Source organism: Pseudomonas sp. Sample_23, assembly GCF_004307595.1.
GTDB classification, from domain to species: domain Bacteria; phylum Pseudomonadota; class Gammaproteobacteria; order Pseudomonadales; family Pseudomonadaceae; genus Aquipseudomonas; species Aquipseudomonas atacamensis.
Genome location: NZ_RCNX01000070.1, coordinates 1 through 18,165, shown reverse-complemented (window position 1 = coordinate 18,165; position 18,165 = coordinate 1). Strand labels below are relative to the sequence as shown.

18 protein-coding genes are annotated in these 18,165 nt (G+C 60.0%); 3 read left to right on the top strand and 15 right to left on the bottom strand.

Annotation, left to right across the window (positions count from 1 at the left end):
* Window positions 1–64 precede the first annotated feature (64 nt).
* Entirely contained in the window at window positions 65–799 is a 735-nt protein-coding gene (gene fnr / locus D8U82_RS18305; RefSeq protein WP_016773865.1) for a fumarate/nitrate reduction transcriptional regulator Fnr, read from the bottom strand.
* A 154-nt stretch (window positions 800–953) separates the two neighbouring features.
* Between fnr and D8U82_RS18300 the strand changes: the two genes are divergently transcribed.
* On the top strand, window positions 954–1,436 hold the full coding sequence (locus D8U82_RS18300) for a hypothetical protein (RefSeq protein WP_110646922.1): 483 nt from the start codon (window positions 954–956) through the stop codon (window positions 1,434–1,436).
* On the opposite strand, the gene hemN is transcribed toward D8U82_RS18300, so the two are convergent.
* From hemN to ccoG, 6 genes are all read right to left on the bottom strand, one after another.
* Window positions 1,433–2,815 (bottom strand): oxygen-independent coproporphyrinogen III oxidase, encoded by a 1,383-nt coding sequence (hemN, locus tag D8U82_RS18295; RefSeq protein ID WP_125927757.1) that lies wholly within the window; start codon window positions 2,813–2,815, stop codon window positions 1,433–1,435. The two genes, D8U82_RS18300 and hemN, sit on opposite strands and share 4 nt — an antisense overlap.
* A 197-nt stretch (window positions 2,816–3,012) precedes the next feature.
* Window positions 3,013–3,696, bottom strand: coding sequence for a sulfite exporter TauE/SafE family protein (locus D8U82_RS18290; RefSeq protein WP_130902691.1), 684 nt, complete (start codon window positions 3,694–3,696; stop codon window positions 3,013–3,015).
* Window positions 3,689–3,901 carry a cbb3-type cytochrome oxidase assembly protein CcoS gene (gene ccoS / locus D8U82_RS18285; protein WP_039763029.1) on the bottom strand — a complete coding sequence of 71 codons (213 nt, stop codon included), beginning with the start codon at window positions 3,899–3,901 and terminating at the stop codon, window positions 3,689–3,691. The genes D8U82_RS18290 and ccoS overlap by 8 nt, the downstream gene beginning before the upstream one ends.
* Before the next feature lie 23 nt (window positions 3,902–3,924).
* On the bottom strand, window positions 3,925–6,375 hold the full coding sequence (locus D8U82_RS18280; RefSeq protein ID WP_130902690.1) for a heavy metal translocating P-type ATPase: 2,451 nt from the start codon (window positions 6,373–6,375) through the stop codon (window positions 3,925–3,927).
* Between the two features lie 137 nt (window positions 6,376–6,512).
* Entirely contained in the window at window positions 6,513–7,052 is a 540-nt protein-coding gene (locus D8U82_RS18270; RefSeq protein ID WP_024012329.1) for a FixH family protein, read from the bottom strand.
* 13 nt (window positions 7,053–7,065) lie between these two features.
* Window positions 7,066–8,481 carry a cytochrome c oxidase accessory protein CcoG gene (gene ccoG, locus D8U82_RS18265; protein WP_130902688.1) on the bottom strand — a complete coding sequence of 472 codons (1,416 nt, stop codon included), beginning with the start codon at window positions 8,479–8,481 and terminating at the stop codon, window positions 7,066–7,068.
* A 477-nt stretch (window positions 8,482–8,958) separates the two neighbouring features.
* On the opposite strand from ccoG, the gene D8U82_RS18260 reads away from it, so the two are divergent.
* Window positions 8,959–9,963 (top strand): metallophosphoesterase, encoded by a 1,005-nt coding sequence (locus D8U82_RS18260; RefSeq protein WP_130902687.1) that lies wholly within the window; start codon window positions 8,959–8,961, stop codon window positions 9,961–9,963.
* 498 nt (window positions 9,964–10,461) lie between these two features.
* Here the strand turns inward: D8U82_RS18260 and ccoP (D8U82_RS18255) are convergent, their stop codons facing one another.
* The 8 genes from ccoP (D8U82_RS18255) to ccoN (D8U82_RS18220) form a co-directional block, all read right to left on the bottom strand.
* Window positions 10,462–11,445: a cytochrome-c oxidase, cbb3-type subunit III gene (ccoP, locus tag D8U82_RS18255; RefSeq protein WP_024012333.1), complete on the bottom strand. Its 984-nt coding sequence runs from the start codon at window positions 11,443–11,445 to the stop codon at window positions 10,462–10,464.
* Complete coding sequence (locus D8U82_RS18250) at window positions 11,442–11,627, bottom strand: cbb3-type cytochrome c oxidase subunit 3 (protein WP_122705775.1); 186 nt, start codon at window positions 11,625–11,627, stop codon at window positions 11,442–11,444. The genes ccoP (D8U82_RS18255) and D8U82_RS18250 overlap by 4 nt, the downstream gene beginning before the upstream one ends.
* A 5-nt stretch (window positions 11,628–11,632) precedes the next feature.
* Window positions 11,633–12,241, bottom strand: a complete 609-nt coding sequence (gene ccoO / locus D8U82_RS18245; RefSeq protein ID WP_007917161.1) for a cytochrome-c oxidase, cbb3-type subunit II — start codon at window positions 12,239–12,241, stop codon at window positions 11,633–11,635.
* Entirely contained in the window at window positions 12,241–13,683 is a 1,443-nt protein-coding gene (gene ccoN, locus D8U82_RS18240) for a cytochrome-c oxidase, cbb3-type subunit I (RefSeq protein WP_024012334.1), read from the bottom strand. The genes ccoO (D8U82_RS18245) and ccoN (D8U82_RS18240) overlap by 1 nt, the downstream gene beginning before the upstream one ends.
* A 481-nt stretch (window positions 13,684–14,164) precedes the next feature.
* Window positions 14,165–15,118 carry a cytochrome-c oxidase, cbb3-type subunit III gene (gene ccoP, locus D8U82_RS18235; RefSeq protein WP_125927764.1) on the bottom strand — a complete coding sequence of 318 codons (954 nt, stop codon included), beginning with the start codon at window positions 15,116–15,118 and terminating at the stop codon, window positions 14,165–14,167.
* Entirely contained in the window at window positions 15,115–15,312 is a 198-nt protein-coding gene (locus D8U82_RS18230) for a cbb3-type cytochrome c oxidase subunit 3 (RefSeq protein WP_016773878.1), read from the bottom strand. The genes ccoP (D8U82_RS18235) and D8U82_RS18230 overlap by 4 nt, the downstream gene beginning before the upstream one ends.
* A 3-nt stretch (window positions 15,313–15,315) precedes the next feature.
* The gene (gene ccoO, locus D8U82_RS18225) at window positions 15,316–15,924 is read right to left on the bottom strand and encodes a cytochrome-c oxidase, cbb3-type subunit II (protein WP_003223389.1); all 609 of its coding nucleotides are present in this window, start codon (window positions 15,922–15,924) and stop codon (window positions 15,316–15,318) included.
* A 10-nt stretch (window positions 15,925–15,934) separates the two neighbouring features.
* Window positions 15,935–17,359, bottom strand: coding sequence for a cytochrome-c oxidase, cbb3-type subunit I (gene ccoN / locus D8U82_RS18220; RefSeq protein ID WP_024012337.1), 1,425 nt, complete (start codon window positions 17,357–17,359; stop codon window positions 15,935–15,937).
* 90 nt (window positions 17,360–17,449) lie between these two features.
* Here ccoN (D8U82_RS18220) and D8U82_RS18215 point away from each other — a divergent pair, with 90 nt between their 5' ends.
* Entirely contained in the window at window positions 17,450–18,130 is a 681-nt protein-coding gene (locus D8U82_RS18215) for an alpha/beta family hydrolase (protein ID WP_130902686.1), read from the top strand.
* The last annotated feature ends 35 nt before the right edge of the window (window positions 18,131–18,165 follow it).

Here is an 18,165-nt window from a genome sequence, read left to right as displayed (position 1 = left end):
GGCAGGGCTGCAAACGGCGCAGTATACCCGCGGCTGAAACGATTCGCTCAACCGCGGGTCGTGATCAGCCTTCGATCGAACCGCCAGCCAGCGCGCACAACTGGATCGGGTCGAGGATGTGGATCTCCTTGCCCTCGGCGGCAATCAGCTCGTTCTGCTGGAAACGGGTGAACACCCGCGACACGGTTTCCACCGCCAGGCCCAGGTAATTGCCGATTTCATTGCGCGACATGCTCAGCCGGAACTGGTTGGCCGAGAAGCCGCGAGCACGGAAACGTGCCGACAGGTTGACCAGAAAAGTAGCGATGCGCTCGTCGGCGGTCTTCTTCGACAGCAGCAGCATCATTTGCTGATCGTCGCGAATCTCGCGGCTCATCACCCGCATCAACTGGCGGCGCAGTTGTGGTAATTGCAGCGCGAGTTCGTCGAGGCGTTCGAAGGGGATTTCGCAGACCGAAGTGGTTTCCAGCGCCTGGGCCGAGACCGGGTGTTTTTCGGTGTCCATGCCCGACAGTCCGACCAGTTCGCTCGGCAGGTGGAAACCGGTCAGCTGTTCTTCGCCGGCATCGCTCAGGCTGAAAGTCTTCAGGGCACCAGAGCGGACTGCATAAACGGAATCAAAGGTGTCGCCCTGGCGGAACAGGAACTCGCCTTTCTTCAGCGGGCGGCCGCGTTTAACGATTTCGTCGAGCGCATCCATGTCTTCCAGATTCAGAGAAAGTGGCAGGCAGAGCGGGGCCAGGCTGCAATCCTTGCAGTGGGCCTGGTTGTGAGCGCGCAGTTTGACTGGCTCGGACATTTCTTCAATCCTTGTGGGAAAACACACATAAGCCGTAAGGGTAACCCACGGAAGGACATTCAGGCCAGCACGCGGCGGCGTTGTCCTACAGACATAAAGCCGCAGCAGCTGCGGCCGATAACCCACTATCAGTACTCATCCAAGGAAGGCCCCGATGACCGCCATTGGCACGCTAAGCCCCGGTAGCAGCGGCATTGCTGCTTCGCCGGAGGTAACCGGTCCCGACGCTGCAATCGACCGCGACGACGCCTTGTCGAATGCGGCAACCCCGACCTTGGTCGAGGGCGTCAAAGTGTCGCTGTCCGGCGCGGCCATCGCCAAATCCGCCGCTGTCGGCGGCGAAAACAGTGACATCGACAACAGTGGCTTACCGGAGAACATCCAACAGTTGCTGAAGATGATTCGCAAGATCCAAAAAGAAATCATCGAGAAAAAAGCCCGCATGGCGGCGGTCATGTCAGACAGAACCCTCTCCAACGAGGAAAAGATCAACAAGCTCGCCGCATTACGTGGCGCCATCGCCGCCCTCAACAGCGGCCTGATCACCGCCAACCTTTCCTTGTCGAAAGTCATGAACCAGTCGGCGCTCAACCCTGATCAGAACCTCAAGGTCGGCTCGTTGCTGACCAAGCCTTAAATCACTCGGGAGAAACGCTGGCGGTTCTGCTGCTCCAGGTACGCATCGAAGACCATGCACACCGAGCGCACCAGCAATCGGCCAGCCGGCAGCACCTCGATGCGCTCGCGCTCGAACCTGATCAGGCCATCCTCGGCCATACCTTGCAACTGCGGCCAGAGCGCGCCGAAGTAGCCTTGAAAATCGATGTTGAACTGCTGCTCGATCTCGGCGAACTCAAGTTTGAAATTGCAGATCAGTTGCTGGATCACTGCGCGGCGCAAGCGGTCGTCAGCGTTGCACACCAGGCCGCGACTGGTCGCCAGCTGCGCGCTGGCCAGGCTGTTCTGATACGCGTTGAGGTCGCTGCTGTTCTGGCAGTACAGATCGCCGATCTGGCTGATCGCCGACACGCCCAGGCCAATCAGGTCGCAATGGCCGTGGGTGGTGTAGCCCTGGAAGTTGCGTTGCAGGGTGTGCTCTTCCTGGGCAATCGCCAGTTCGTCATCAGGCAGGGCGAAGTGGTCCATGCCGATGTAGCGGTAGCCGGCAGCGGTCAGTTGCTCGATGGTGCGCTGGAGCATTTCCAGCTTGTGCGCCGGGCTCGGCAAGTCGCTGCTGTTGATCCGCCGTTGCGGCATGAAGCGTTCCGGCAGGTGTGCGTAGTTGAATACCGAAAGGCGATCCGGTTGCAGACTGATCACTTCCTCGACGGTGCGGGCGAAGTTGTCCGGTGTCTGCTTCGGCAGGCCATAAATCAGATCGATGTTGATCGAGCGAAACTGCAAAGTGCGCGCCGCATCGATCACCGCGCGGGTTTCTTCCAGGCTTTGCAGGCGATTGACTGCGCGCTGCACCGCCGGGTCAAGGTCTTGCAGGCCAATGCTGACCCGATTGAAACCCAGTTCGCGCAGCAGGCCCATGGTCGACCAGTCGGCTTCGCGGGGGTCGATTTCGATGCCGTAATCGCCCGAGTCATCGTTGAGCAGATTGAAATGCTTGCGCAGGTGCGCCATCAGCTGGCGCAATTCGTCGTGGCTGAGAAAGGTCGGTGTGCCGCCACCGAAATGCAGCTGCTCGACGGTTTGCGCCGGGTCGAGGTGGCAGGCAATCAACTGGATTTCCTGCTCGAGCCGTTGCAGATACGGCTGCGCACGGCCGCGATCCTTGGTGATGACCTTGTTGCAAGCGCAGTAGTAACAAATGTTCGCGCAGAACGGCACATGCACGTACAGCGACAACGGCCGCTGCGCCTTGCGGCTGTCGCGCAGGGCATGGAACAGGTCGAAAGTGCCGACCTGACCGTGAAATTGCACGGCGGTCGGGTACGAGGTGTAGCGTGGCCCCGCCAGATCGTAGCGGCGGATCAGATCAGAGTCCCAACGAATGGCGTCGAGCATGCGGGCATTCCCCCGGATAGGCTGGCAGTGTGGCGAGTCTAGGGGAGGGCGTTACAGGGCATCTTGATTTGCATCAACGGCGAGGATTTGTGTTGTTCGTGCGGGCGTCTTCGCGAGCAGGCTCGCTCCCACATTGGATTTGCAGCGTACTCAAGACCTGTGAAAGCGAACCTGCTCGCGAAGGCCGCGTCACACATTTAATGGCCCATAAGCCAATGCTGATGCGGGCCGGGAAGGGTCCATAAGCCAAACAGAATCACCAGCAAGCCCCCCGCCATGCGCACGCTGCGTTTGCGCAAGATCGCCGTCACCCGTTCAGCCGCCAGCCCGGTGCCGAGCAGCACCGGCCAGGTGCCGAGGCCGAAAGCGAGCATCAGCAACGCACTGTCCAGCGCATTGCCTTGACTCGCGCTCCACAGCAAGGTGCTGTAAACCAGCCCGCACGGCAGCCAGCCCCACAGTGCGCCGAGCAGCAAGGCACGCGGCAGGCTGGAAACCGGCAGCAAGCGATTCGCCACCGGTTGAATGAAACGCCACAAGCCACGCCCGAGCGCTTCGATACGCGTCAACCCGCTCCACCAGCCGGCGAGGTACAAACCCATAGCGATCAGCAGCAACCCGGCCAGTACGCGCATGAACAGCGCCGCCGGGCTGTTGGCGACTGCCCAGCCGGCCAGGCCGATGAGCAATCCCGCCGTGGCATAACTGAAAATCCGCCCCAGGTTATACGCCAGCAACAGACGAAAGCGCCGGCTGCGCTGCTCCTTGGGAATCGCCAGGGTCAGCGCGCCCATCAGGCCGCCGCACATGCCCAGACAATGGCCGCCACCGAGCAGACCGAGGATCAGCGCCGAGACCAGCAGGGGCGCCAGTTCAAGCATGGGGTGGCGCCTTGTCGTCCGGTTTGCCGGCGTTGGCTTCGTCCACCGCAGCGGTGTGGTTGGGATCCTGATCGTCAAAAAGGATGCTGTGTGCCGGGCCGTCGAGGTCGTCGTACTGGCCGCTGTCCACCGCCCAGAAGAAGATGTACACGGCGATGGCGACGATCAGCAAGGCAGCGGGAATCATCACATAGAGAGCTGGCATCGGTAACTCCAGGCCCGCGCGGCTCAGGCCGGCAGCGGGCGGGTTTGGGTCGGGCTGCCGGCGGCCGGCGCGCTCGGCAGGCGAGTCAGGCGCAGGGCGTTGAGCACCACGGTCAGCGAACTGATCGACATGCCGACCGCCGCCCACACCGGAGTGATCCAGCCGAGGGCGGCGAACGGCAACATGAGGCCATTGTACAGCGCCGCCCACAGCAGGTTTTCGATGATTACCCGGCGCGTGCGCCGCGCCAGTGTGAAGGCTTGTACCAGGGCGTCGAGGCGGTTGGACAGCAACACCGCATCGGCGCTGGTTTTCGCCAGATCGGTGGCCGAGCCCATCGCCACGCTGATATCGGCCGCAGCCAGTACCGGCACGTCGTTGACGCCGTCACCAAGCATCAACACTTTGCGTCCTTCCGTGTGCAGTTGTTGCAGCACTTGCAGTTTGTCATCGGGGCGCAAGCCGCCACGAGCCTCGTCGATGCCCAGTTCGGCGGCGACACTGGCGACCATCGGCGAACTGTCGCCGGACAACAGCAAGGTGCGCCAGCCCCGCGCTTTGCAAGCCGCGAGCAGAGCGGGGGCATCGTCACGCAGGCGATCATCGAGCACCAGCCACGCCAGCGGCCCGTGGGTGTCAGCGAGCAGCAACCATTGTCCGGCTTCATCAGGCATTGACGGCAGTGCCGCGCCGCTCAGGGCGCAGGCAAATTCGGCCTGACCGATGCGCAAGCGTTGCTCACCGACCACGCCCTCCAGGCCAAGCCCCGGTGTGCTGTGTACGTCCTCAGCGGCCAGCGGCGCACGCCCGAAAGCGCGGGCAATCGGGTGTTCCGAACGGTTTTCCAGCGCAGCGGCAAGGCTCAGGCATTGCTCGCTGTCGAGCGCGCCGAGCGGGCGAATCGAGCGCAGCACCAAGCGGCCTTCAGTGAGCGTGCCGGTCTTGTCGAAGATCACTGTGTCGATCTGGTTCAAGCCTTCCAGCACATGGCCGCGTGTCAGCAGCAGGCCGAGTTTGTGCAGGGTGCCGGTGGCGGCAGTGAGGGCGGTCGGCGTCGCCAATGACAGCGCGCACGGGCAGGTCGCTACCAGCATGGCGAGGACGATCCAGAACGCCCGCGCTGAGTCCAGCTGCCACCACAGCAGGCCGATCACTGCCGCAGCAATCAGCGACAGCAGCAAAAACCATTGCGCGGCGCGGTCGGCGATTTCCGCCAGACGCGGTTTCTGCGCCTGAGCGCGATCGAGCAGGCGCACGATCGCGGAGAGACGCGTGTCCTGTCCCAGCGCCTGCACTTGGACGGTCAATGCGCCTTCGACGTTGAGCGTGCCCGCAGTGACCGCATCACCGAGCGTGCGTGGCTGTGGCAGGTATTCGCCGGTCAGCAGCGATTCGTCGATGCTCGACTGGCCGTCGATGATCTTGCCGTCAGCCGGCAGAATCGAGCCCGGCTGCACCAGAATCCGCTCGCCTACACGCAACTCGCTGAGCAGGATGCGTTCGCTCTGGCCATCGCTATCCAGGCGCAGGCACGAGGCCGGTAACAGATTGACCAGTTGCGCGGTGGCAGCAGCGGTGCGTTCGCGGGCGCGACGTTCCAGATAGCGTCCGGCCAAAAGAAACAGGGCGAACATGCCGACCGCATCGAAGTACAGCTCGCCGACGCCGGTGATCGACGTCCAGATCCCGGCGATATAAGCGCTGCCGATCGCCAGCGACACCGACACGTCCATGGTCAGGTGGCGGGTACGCAAATCGCGCATCGCGCCTTTGAAGAACGGCGCGCAGCTGTAGAACACGATGGGTGTGGTGAGAAACAGCGCGACCCAGCGCAGGATTGTGTGCAGCTCCGGGCTCAGATCGATGTTGAATTCCGGCCAGGTGGCCATGGTCGCCATCATCGCCTGAAACCACAGCAACCCGGCGACGCCGAGCTGGCGCAGGGCCAGGCGATTCTCGCTGGCCAGTTGTTCGCTGGCGCGGTCGGCCTGATAGGGGTGAGCAGCGTAACCAATGTGGCGCAGTTCGGCGAGGATCTGGCTCAGCGGCAATTGTGCGTCGGCCCAGCGTACGTGCAGGCGATGGTTGGACAGGTTCAACCGCGCTTCGGCGACGGCGGGCAGGGTGCGCAGGTGTTTCTCGATCAGCCAGCCGCAAGCGGCGCAACTGATGCCTTCCATCAACAGGGTGGTTTCGGCCAGATCGCCTTCGTGGCGCACGAAGGGTTGCTGCACGTCGGCGCGGTCGTACAGCGCCAGTTCATCCGTCAGTTGCACCGGCAGCGCTTCGGGATTGGCCGACGCTTCGCTGCGATGCTGGTAATAGCTTTCCAGACCACCGGCGACAATGGCTTCGGCCACCGCCTGACAGCCCGGGCAGCAGAATTCGCGGGCCTGCCCGAGGACGACGGCGGTGAAGCGGCTGCCGGACGGGACGGGCAGGGCGCAGTGGTAGCAGGGGGTTGGGCTGGTCATGGTGCGCGTTCCGATGATCGTTCCCACGCTCCGCGTGGGAATGCCTCCCCGGACGCTCCGCGTCCGCTTCGGCTGGGACGCGGAGCGTCCCTGGCTGCGTTCCCACGCAGAGCGTGGGAACGATCAGAGTAAAAGGCTTATTTTTTCAGATCTTCCGCACCCTGCAATGGCTCATCACCCAGCAGCAGTTCCTTGTCATGGCTGACCAGCTCTTCTTCAAACATGCGCCACACGTGCTCATCCTGGCTGCCGAGCAACTCGACAAAGCGCCGCCCTTCGACCTTGTCGCTCAACTGGCCGATGTAGCGCCCGCTCTCGCTGCCACTGCGGGTCAAAACAATCTTGCGATCCTTCTCCGGCTGGGTCGGCGAGATCAGGTTCAGTTCCAGGGTTTGCGGCTGGCTGTCACCGTTCAAGCGCAAATCGACTTCCCCGGTCACGTCATCCAGATGCACCACTGCACGCAGTTTCAGGGTTTGCGCCAGCAGCTCGCGATCCAGTGAACGGTTGATGCCTTTGCCCGCTTCGTAATAGTTGTCGTTGACCAGATTGTCCGGGTTGTTCACCGCGATGGTCACCATGGACAGGGTCAAGGCCACCGAGCAGGCCAGAATCGCGATGATGATCCACGGCCAGAGGTGCTTGTACCAGGGACTTGCGGCGTTTGCAGCGGGCATGTTCAAAATTCTCTCAACGGATTTGTGGGCCGATGAATCGGCTCTTGGCTTCAACGTGGACGCTGTTGTCATCGGCGTCCTTGAGGATGAATTTCACCTCGTTGGTGCTCGATGGCAGTTGTTCCGGTGCGCTGGACAACTCGACCGGCATGCTGACGATATCGCCGGCGGCCACCTTGATCTCGCGCTTGCCTTGCAGGTGCAGGTCCGGCAGGCCCTCGGCTTCCAGCAGGTAAGTGTGATCGCGCTGATCTTTGTTCATGATCTTCAGGCTGTAGACGTTTTCGATCCGGCCTTCAGCGTTTTCGCGGTACAGCACGCGGTCCTTGCTGACGTCGAAACCGACCAGTGAGCGCATGAAGAACGCGGCGACCAACAGGCTGATCATCGCCAGCAGCACTACGGCGTAGCCGATCAGGCGCGGTCGCAGTTTATGGGTTTTCTGCCCGGAGAGGTTGTGTTCGGTGGTGTAGCTGATCAGCCCGCGCGGGTAATCCATCTTGTCCATGATGCTGTCGCAGGCATCGATGCACGCAGCGCAGCCGATGCACTCGATCTGCAGGCCATCGCGGATGTCGATGCCGGTCGGGCAGACCTGCACGCACATCGTGCAGTCGATGCAATCGCCCAGCCCCAGCGCCTTGTAGTCGATGCCTTTCTTGCGCGGCCCACGGCTTTCGCCACGGCGCGGGTCGTAGGAAACGATCAGCGTGTCCTTGTCGAACATCACGCTCTGGAAGCGCGCATACGGGCACATGTAGATGCACACCTGCTCACGCAACCAGCCGGCATTGCCGTACGTGGCGAGGGTGAAAAAACCGACCCAGAAATACGACCAGCCATCGGCCTGGCCGGTAAAGAACTCGATGACCAGTTCGCGGATCGGCGAGAAGTAGCCGACAAAGGTCATGCCGGTGACAAAACCGATCAGCAGCCACAGCGAATGCTTGGCCAGTTTGCGCAGGAATTTGTTGGCGCTCATCGGCGCCTTGTCGAGCTTGATGCGCTGGTTGCGGTCGCCTTCGGTGACCTTTTCGCACCACATGAAAATCCACGTCCACACGCTCTGCGGGCAGGTATAACCGCACCAGACGCGCCCGGCATAGACAGTTATGAAGAACAGGCCGAACGCGGCGATGATCAACAGCCCCGAGAGCAGGATGAAATCCTGTGGCCAGAAGGTCGCGCCGAAAATGAAGAACTTGCGCTCCGGCAGGTTCCACCACACCGCTTGGTGACCGCCCCAGTTCAGCCACACCGTGCCGAAATACAGCAGAAACAACGCCGCACCGCCAAGCATCCGCAGATTGCGGAACACGCCGGTGAAGGCACGGGTGTAGATTTTTTCTCGTGAGGCATAAAGGTCGACGCTGTTGTTCGCGTTCTTGCTCGGCGGCGTGACGTCGTGTACCGGAATCTGATTGCTCATCATTGCATCCCACGGCAGTGGAAAAATGCCTCGGTCGATACGTGCCAACCGAAGTCAAAAAGGGCTGTTGCAGTAGCGTGATGATACGCCTGCCGCTCTGGCTCAAGGGTGCGACCTTTGGTCGCGTTGGGTAAAAAATGCGGATGGTGTAGCGATTGCGCAAAAGCCTGACGCAGATCAATTGACTTGTTGAGTATGGACGGTTTTGCCGAAGCGGCTAGTTCATCTTTTCAATCGCTTGTTCAAGCAACAACCGTCGATGTCGCAAGTTGAACGACAAACCGTCCGTTATTGCCACTGCGGCTACAAGAGGCCGCAGATTTTAATTGGGTTGCATGTCGCAAGTTATCGGGATTGAAACATATAAACTTGATTGTTGTTTATGAATGCTTTGAAGTTTTAGCTGTGTTCGCATAAGTTTTGCTCTCGCGAAATTCTTTTGCGTATTGATAGTTAACTTAAATGGAATTTAAAAGCATGAATTTGAATAATCTCAAGAGAATCTTTGTGGGTGCCTGGATGTTAGCTTCGGCTATTACCGCTCAGGCCACTACTGACATGCCGAAACACATGGTGTTTGCTTCGGATACTCAATATCCGTGGACGGACAAGACCGATCGCCGCATACCCGAATCCGATTCCGAATTCAAGGAGCGCTCGAAATGGCTGGTGGAAACCCAACTTGCGAGCATTGCCGAATTCAGAAATCAACACGGCTCTCAAGCGCAGGTTCCCTTGATGATCAATGGTGATATAACCGCATTCGGGCATGGCTGGCAGCGCTCGTTCATGAAGGATCTGCTGGATAAACATTTCAAGGGCGAATATCTCTACGGCCTTGGTAATCACGACTATGAAAACAATGTCGATGATTGCTTTAGCAATAGCTGTGCGGCAGGAAGTATCGTCGAGTTCAAAGAGCATCATGAAGGTAAGGTCGATAACTTCGATCTGAAGATTACCAGTGGCTTTCTGAGCAAGACCTATTCGGGCAGTCTCGCCTATTCGAAAAATATCGGTGAAGTGCATATGGTTCAGCTCAACAACGAACCGACCTATACCGCCCGGATTGCTCATCCATTGAACCCGACGACGTTCGAAATCAACGATGCTCTGGACTGGCTCGAGACGGATCTCAGGCTGGCGCGAGCGTCGGGCTACGCCATCATCATCAACATGCATAAACCGTTGAACCACATGGGAACCCAGGCGCAACAGAAACGCTTCTACGACATGGTTAACAAATATCGAGTGACAGCGATTTTTGCCGGCCATTTGCACGAGGACGGAGGTGATGCCTATCAGCAAGGTAACGTGCCCATGTACCTGAGTGGCAGTACCTCTCAGCAAACCTATCTGATTGCCAGTTTCACTGAGGATCGCAAGCAACTCCAGGTGTACCTGGTGAAGAACAACCAATGGCGCAATCGAACGTTGATCGACACCACTGTGGTGCATTCAATCTTCGCCCAACGCCCCTGACAAAAGCCCCGCCGCTGATAGGGCGGGGTATTCATCAGTCAGTTCGAGGACAATCGGTTTGTCACTTTCATAAGGGCACCGGCAAAAGCGCCTCCCGCCAAGACGCGAGGCGCTGGATATAGGGCGTAAATTCGGTGTTTTTTGCTGCCCTTGTCAGAGCAATCTACCGCCGCCGAGGCCGTCGAGTCCGCCACCGTTACCTGGGCTTATCATGGTTTTCTGCGATACCTCGAGTAACGGTTTCACAGATGATCGTTCGAACCCTGCCCTATGGGTAGAGCCGGGCTGAGGCTGATTTTGCAGTGTGCTTTGGTCGTCTTTCGACATTGGGGCTTCATCCTTGAAGTGGAGCCGATATGGCTTATCGGGGCGAAAAAAAACCTACCGTGCATCTCAGCTCAGGTCCATCGAGCAAGCGTTTCGAATCGTGAATGCCAGCATGAAAAAAGGCCCCGCCAATTCCCATTGGCGTGGCCTTTTTTGCTTCAAGCGTTGGCTTTACTCAGCCTTCGCCTCCGGTGCTTTTTCACCGTGAGACAGGCTGTAAACATACGCCGCCAGCAGGTGCACCTTGTCATTGCCCTGCAGTTGTTCCTGAGCCGGCATCTGGCCCTGACGGCCGTAGCGGATGGTCTGCTGCAGTTGCGCGAAGCTCGAGCCGTAGATGAATGCGCCCGGATGGGTCAGGTCAGGCGCACCCATGGCCGGCGTGCCTTTACCGGCAGGGCCGTGGCAAGCCACGCAGTTGGCGGCGAAGAGTTTCTGGCCGTTGGCCGGGTCGGCCTTGGTGCCTTCCGGCAGTTTGCGCCCGTCGAGATTGGTCACCACGAAGGCCGCTACGTCAGCCACGCCTTGCTCACCGATCACTTCCGCCCACGCCGGCATCACCGCGTGGCGGCCGCCCATGATGGTGGTCTTGATGGTTTCCGGCTCACCGCCCCAGCGCCAGTCGGCGTCGGTCAGATTGGGGAAGCCATAGGCGCCCTTGGCGTCGGAACCGTGGCACACCGAGCAGTTGGAGGCGAACAGACGGCCGCCCATCTTCAGTGCTTGCGGATCCTTGGCGACTTCTTCGATCGGCATCGCCGCGAACTTGGCGAAAATCGGACCGAAGCGCGCGTCCGAACGGGCCATTTCCTTTTCCCACTCGTGGACGCCGGTCCAGCCGGTCTGGCCGTTGGCGAACGCGGTCTGCTTCTCGGTATCCAGATAGTTGTAGCCCGGCAGCAGACCTTTCCAGTTGCCCAGACCCGGGTACAGAACCAGATAACCCAGGGCAAAAATGATGGTGCCGACGAACAGCATGAACCACCATTTCGGCAGCGGGTTGTCGTACTCCTCGATCCCGTCGAAGGAGTGGCCGACCGTCTCGTCCGTCTGTTCGCTGCGCTGGCCCTTGCGGGTCGACAGCAGCAGCCAGGTCAGGGCGAAGATCGTACCGAGACTGAGGACTGTGACGTACAGACTCCAGAATGTAGTCATTCTTTGTTACTCCTAGAAGCTTGCTCGACGTGCTTGACGGCTTCGGGATCATCGGCAAAAGGCAGCATGGTCGCGTCGTCGAATTCCGACTTGCGCTTGGGGCTGAACACCCACAAGGCCAGACCGATGAAGGCCACCATCACGACCACGGTGCCCAGGCCTCGAATCATCCCGATATCCATCAGATTCACCGTTTGCTTTTGATGATGGTGCCCAGGCCTTGCAGATAGGCCACCAGCGCGTCCATTTCGGTTTTGCCCTTCACGGCATCCTGTGCACCGGCGATGTCTTCGTCGGTGTAAGGCACGCCGAGGGTGCGCAAGACTTCCATTTTTTTCGCGGTTTCCTTGCCGTCGAGCTTGTTTTCCACGAGGAACGGGTAAGCCGGCATTTTCGACTCGGGGACCACGTTGCGCGGGTTGTACAAGTGCGCACGTTGCCAGTCATCGGAGTAACGACCGCCCACGCGGGCCAGGTCCGGACCGGTACGTTTGGAGCCCCACAGGAACGGGTGGTCCCAGACGCTTTCACCGGCCACCGAATAGTGGCCGTAGCGTTCGGTTTCAGCGCGGAACGGGCGGATCATCTGCGAGTGGCAGCCGACACAACCGTTGGCGATGTACACGTCGCGGCCTTCCAGTTCCAGCGCCGAGCGCGGCTTCATGCCCTCGACCGGCTTGTTGGTGACGTCCTGGAAGAACAGCGGAACGATTTGGGTCAGGCCACCGACGCTGACGGCGATGACCATGAAGAAGGCCAGCAGGCCAATATTCTTCTCGACAGCTTCATGCTTCATCAGTGAGCTCCAACGACGGCAATCTTGGCGGCGGCTTCGGCTTCAACCGGATCCGACGCACGAACGGTGCGGTACACGTTGTAAGCCATCAGCAGCATGCCGCTGGCAAAGAAAGCACCGCCCAGCGCACGGACGATGAAGCCCGGGTGGCTGGCCTGCAGCGCTTCGACGAACGAGTAGGTGAGGGTGCCGTCATCGTTGATTGCACGCCACATCAGGCCCTGGGTGATGCCGTTGACCCACATCGAGGCGATGTAAAGCACGGTGCCGATGGTGGCGAGCCAGAAGTGCGCGTTGATCAGCCCGGTGCTGTGCATCTGCGCCCGGCCGAACAGTTTCGGGATCATGTGGTAGATCGCGCCGATCGAGATCATCGCTACCCAACCGAGGGCGCCGGCGTGTACGTGGCCGATGGTCCAGTCGGTGTAGTGCGAGAGCGAGTTGACGGTCTTGATCGCCATCATCGGCCCTTCGAAGGTCGACATGCCGTAGAACGCCAGCGATACCACGAGGAAGCGCAGGATCGGGTCGGTGCGCAACTTATGCCAGGCGCCCGACAGGGTCATCATGCCGTTGATCATGCCGCCCCAGCTTGGCGCCAGCAGAATGATCGACATCGCCATGCCCAGCGATTGTGCCCAGTCCGGCAGGGCGGTGTAGTGCAGGTGGTGCGGGCCGGCCCAGATGTACAGGGTGATCAGCGCCCAGAAGTGAACGATCGACAGACGATAGGAGTAGATCGGACGTTCGGCCTGTTTCGGCACGAAGTAGTACATCATCCCGAGGAAACCGGTGGTCAGGAAGAAACCCACCGCGTTGTGGCCGTACCACCACTGGATCATCGCGTCAGTGGCACCGGAGTAAGCCGAATACGACTTGAACAGGCTGACCGGCAGCGACATGTGGTTGACGATGTGCAGCATCGCGGTGACGACGATGAACGCGCCGTAGAACCAGTTGCCGACATAGATGTGCTTGGTTTTGCGCTTGGTGATAGTGCCGAAGAACACCAGACCGTAAGTGACCCAGACAATCGCCAGCAGAATCGCGATCGGCCATTCCAGTTCAGCGTATTCCTTGGTGGTGGTGTAACCCAGTGGCAAGGTAATGATTGCGCCGACGATGACCGCTTGCCAGCCCCAGAAGGTGAAGGCTGCGAGGCTGTCGGAAATCAGTCGCGTCTGGCAGGTTCGCTGCACGACATAGTAGGAAGTGGCAAACAGTGCACAACCGCCGAAGGCGAAAATCACCAGGTTTGTGTGCAACGGGCGCAAGCGTCCAAAGCTCGTCCACGGCAGACCGAAGTTCAGTTCCGGCCAGACCAGTTGCGAGGCGATGAAGACACCGAGCCCCATGCCAAGGATCCCCCAGACCACCGTCATGATGGCGAACTGGCGGACTACCTTATAGTTATAAGCAGTCGGACTGATTGCTGTGCTCATTCTAAGGTTCCACGGTTTGGGTATTTTTATAGGGATAAAATCGGCCGCAAGTATGTATAAAGCAGGGGGTCATTGCAACGCGCCATGACCTGGGTCAATGCTTTCCAACGCTGATTCTGCGGCCTTTCCATGCGCCGCGTAGGGTCAAAAATGGCCTCTGACAAAATGTCGCAGTGCGCGTAAAAAGCTCGCAATCCGGATCGCCGTCTACGGTGCCCGTTCACAGGTCGTGATCGGGGAATTGCGGGCAATCAGCGCAACAGCCGTTATCTACCTGCGTTTGCGGCGAATCCATCAGCCGGTTCACGGCGCGCATCGTTCGGGATTGATCTGGAAACCGACTTCAGCCGGTCCGCTTCGATGAAGCGTAGACCCGAATCCGGGGTTCCGAAAGGAGAGGATCCAAGGGGTGCGACAATGCGTCGCAAAGGGGCGGGAAACTGCCGCAGCGAGAAAGCTGCGGCAGTGGTGTACGCAATTGCTATTTGTTGCTGTCTTCAGTTATCAGTTTTTCTGTGTTCAATCCGCGGCTAAGGCTGTACACATAAGCGGCAAGCAATTGCACTTTGTCGTTGCCCAGCAATTCGTTCTGCGCTGGCATATGCCCCTGACGACCATGGCGAATGGTCTGTTCCAGTTGGGTCAGGCTGGTGCCATAAATGAAGCCGGCCGGATGGGTCAGGTTTGGCGCGCCCATCGCCGCAGTGCCCTGGCCGGTGGCGCCATGACAGGCAACGCAAGTGGTACTGAACGCTTGCTGCCCGGCTTGCAGATCTGCCTTGCTGTCGGCGGGTAGCGGCAGGCCGGCCAGTTCGTGGCGCACATAAGCGGCAACGTTTTTCACCCCAGCCTCACCGAGCACTTCGCCCCAGGCCGGCATCGCCGCCATCCGCCCACCCATGATGGTGGTTTTGATCGTCTCGGCATCGCCGCCCCAGCGCCAGTCGCTGTCAGCAAGGTTAGGGAAGCCGAACGCGCCCTTGGCATCCGAGCCGTGGCACACCGAGCAGTTGGAGGCGAACAGTCGACCGCCCATTTTCAGCGCCTGCGGATCCTTGGCCACTTCTTCCAGGGGCATCGCCGCGAATTTGGCGAAGATCGGCCCGAACCGTGCGTCGGCCTTGTTCATTTCCTTTTCCCATTCGTGCACGCCGGTCCAGCCATCCTCGTAACCGGGCAGGATGCCTTTCCAGTTGCCCAGGCCCGGATAGAGAATCAGATAACCCACCGAGAACACCAGCGTGCCGGCGAACAGCATGAACCACCACTGCGGCAGCGGGTTGTCGTACTCCTCGATGCCGTCGAAGCTGTGGCCCATGGTCTGGTCGACGCTGCCCTTGGTCTCGCCCCGACGGGTGCCGATCAGCAGCCAGGTCAGGCCGATCAGGCTGCCAATGGTCAGTACGCAGATCCACGTACTCCAGAAGGTGGTCATGGCCGGGTACTCCTTGTTTCAGGGGCTGAAATTGTTTCGGGTAGTGGCTCGTCGGCGAACGGCAGCAGGCGTGCTTCGGCGAATTCCGGGGTGCGCTTGCGGTTGAACACCCACAAGGTCAAACCGACGAAGGCGACGAACACCACGACCGTGCCGAGGCCGCGGATCAGGCCTGCACTCATTTCAATGACCATGGCTCACCTCTTGCTCTTGATCGCAGTGCCGAGCACTTGCAGATAGGAAACGAGGGCGTCCATTTCGGTCTTGCCCTTGAGGCTGGCGACCGCGCCGCTGATGTCGTCGTCGGTGTACGGCACGCCGAGGGTGCGCATGGTTTTCAGCTTGGTTTCGGTGTGGCTGCTGTCGACCGCTTGGGTGACCAGCCATGGATAGGCCGGCATCTTCGACTCCGGCACAACGTTGCGCGGGTTGTACAAGTGCGCGCGGTGCCAGTCATCCGAGTAGCGCGCACCAACCCGGGCGAGGTCCGGACCGGTACGTTTCGAACCCCACAGGAACGGGTGATCCCAGACGCTTTCGCCGGCAACCGAGTAGTGGCCGTAGCGTTCGGTTTCAGCGCGGAACGGGCGGATCATCTGCGAGTGGCAACCGACGCAGCCTTCGCGGATGTAGATGTCGCGGCCTTCCAGTTGCAGCGCGGTGTAGGGCTTCATGCCTTCCACCGGTTTGTTGGTGACGTCCTGGAAGAACAGCGGGACGATCTGGGTCAGGCCGCCGATGCTCACGGCGAACACCATCAGCAGCATCAGCAGGCCGACGTTCTTTTCAATCGTTTCGTGTTTCATGGCGGACTCCTCAGGCCATCTGCGCGGCAGCGACGACGTCGGCAGGCTGCGAGGCCCGCACGGTGCGCCAGGTGTTGTAAGCCATCAGCAACATGCCGCTTAAGAAAATCGCCCCGCCGATCAGCCGCACGACAAAGCCCGGATGGCTGGCCACCAGGGTTTCGACGAAGGAATAGGTCAGCGTGCCGTCCTCGTTGACTGCGCGCCACATCAGGCCCTGGGCGATGCCGTTGACCCACATCGAGGCGATGTAGAGCACGGTGCCGATGGTCGCGAGCCAGAAATGCGCGTTGATCAGGCCAACGCTGTGCATCTGCGCCTTGCCGAAGATTTTCGGGATCATGTGGTACAGCGCGCCGATCGAGATCATCGCCACCCAGCCGAGGGCGCCGGCGTGTACGTGGCCGATGGTCCAGTCGGTGTAGTGGGAGAGGGCGTTTACCGTCTTGATGGCCATCATCGGACCTTCGAAGGTCGACATGCCGTAGAACGCCAGCGACACCACTAGGAAGCGCAGGATCGGGTCGCTGCGCAACTTATGCCAGGCGCCCGAGAGGGTCATCATGCCGTTGATCATGCCGCCCCAGCTCGGTGCCAGCAGGATCAGCGACATCACCATGCCCAGCGATTGCGCCCAGTCCGGCAGCGCGGTGTAGTGCAAGTGGTGCGGGCCGGCCCAGATGTACAGGGTGATCAAGGCCCAGAAGTGCACGATCGACAGGCGATACGAGTACACCGGACGCTCGGCCTGTTTCGGCACGAAGTAATACATCATGCCGAGGAAGCCGGCGGTGAGGAAAAAGCCCACGGCGTTGTGGCCATACCACCATTGCACCATGGCGTCGGTTGCACCGGCGTACACCGAGTAGGACTTGGTGAAACTCACCGGCAACTCGAGGTTGTTGACGATGTGCAGAATCGCCACGGTGATGATGAACGCGCCGAAGAACCAGTTGCCCACGTAGATGTGCTTGGTCTTGCGCTGCATGATCGTGCCGAAGAACACGATCGCGTAGGCGACCCAGACGATGGTGATCAGGATGTCGATCGGCCATTCCAGTTCGGCGTATTCCTTGGAGCTGGTGTAACCCAGCGGCAGGCTGATCGCCGCCAGCAGGATCACCAGTTGCCAGCCCCAGAAGCAGAACGCGGCGATTTGCGGCGCGAACAATTGCGTCTGGCAGGTGCGTTGCACCGAATAAAAAGAGCTGGCGAACAGCGCGCAGCCACCGAAGGCGAAGATCACCGCGTTGGTGTGCAGCGGGCGCAGACGGCCGAAACTGGTCCAGGGCAAATTGAAGTTGAGTTCCGGCCAGACCAATTGCGCCGCGAGAAAAACCCCGAGGCCCATGCCGACGATGCCCCACACCACCGTCATAATGGCGAATTGGCGGACCACCTTGTAGTTGTAGGCGGTACTGATAGAAGTGTTCATGGTTCCCCATCCACGGTTCAGCCGAAGTGAGCGCGCAAACAGCGCGAATCCTTCGCCTGGAGTTATAGGCAGACTAAAAGCGAGGCAAGCATGGACAAACAGCACAAGGCCAGTATTGACGGGGATCAATGGGCGCAGTGTGTGCTCGATCATGGGTGGCTATGGGATGCCGCTGTTGGTGAGGCTTCAGCAACGCTTATTCTGGCCCACGGGGCGGGTGCGCCGATGGATAGCGAGTGGATGAACGACATGGCTGGGCGCCTTGCCGGGCTTGGGGTCAACGTGTTGCGCTTTGAGTTTCCGTATATGGCGCAGCGGCGGGTGGATGGGGTGAAGCGGCCGCCGAATCCTGCTGGCAAGTTGAAGGAATGTTGGCGGGAGGTGTTTGCGCTTGTGCGGCGTCATGTCGCTGGGGTTTTGGCTGTTGGCGGCAAGTCGATGGGCGGGCGGATGGCGAGTCTGGTGGCGGATGAGTTGGGGGTGGATGCGTTGGTATGTCTGGGGTATCCGTTTTATGCGGTGGGGAAGCCGGAGAAGCCTCGGGTTGAGCATTTGGCTGGTTTGAAGACTCGGACGTTGATTGTGCAGGGGGAGCGGGATGCTCTGGGGAATCGCGAGGCGGTTGAGGGGTATTCGTTAGCGCCGGGGATTGAGGTGTTTTGGTTGGTGGCGGGGGATCATGATTTGAAGCCGCTCAAGGCTTCTGGCTTTACGCACTCCGATCATTTGGCGGGTGCTGCACAGAAGGTGGCTGAATTTCTCCGTGACTGATTTTGAGTCGGGCCGGACTTTGCGTTGCATGAAGA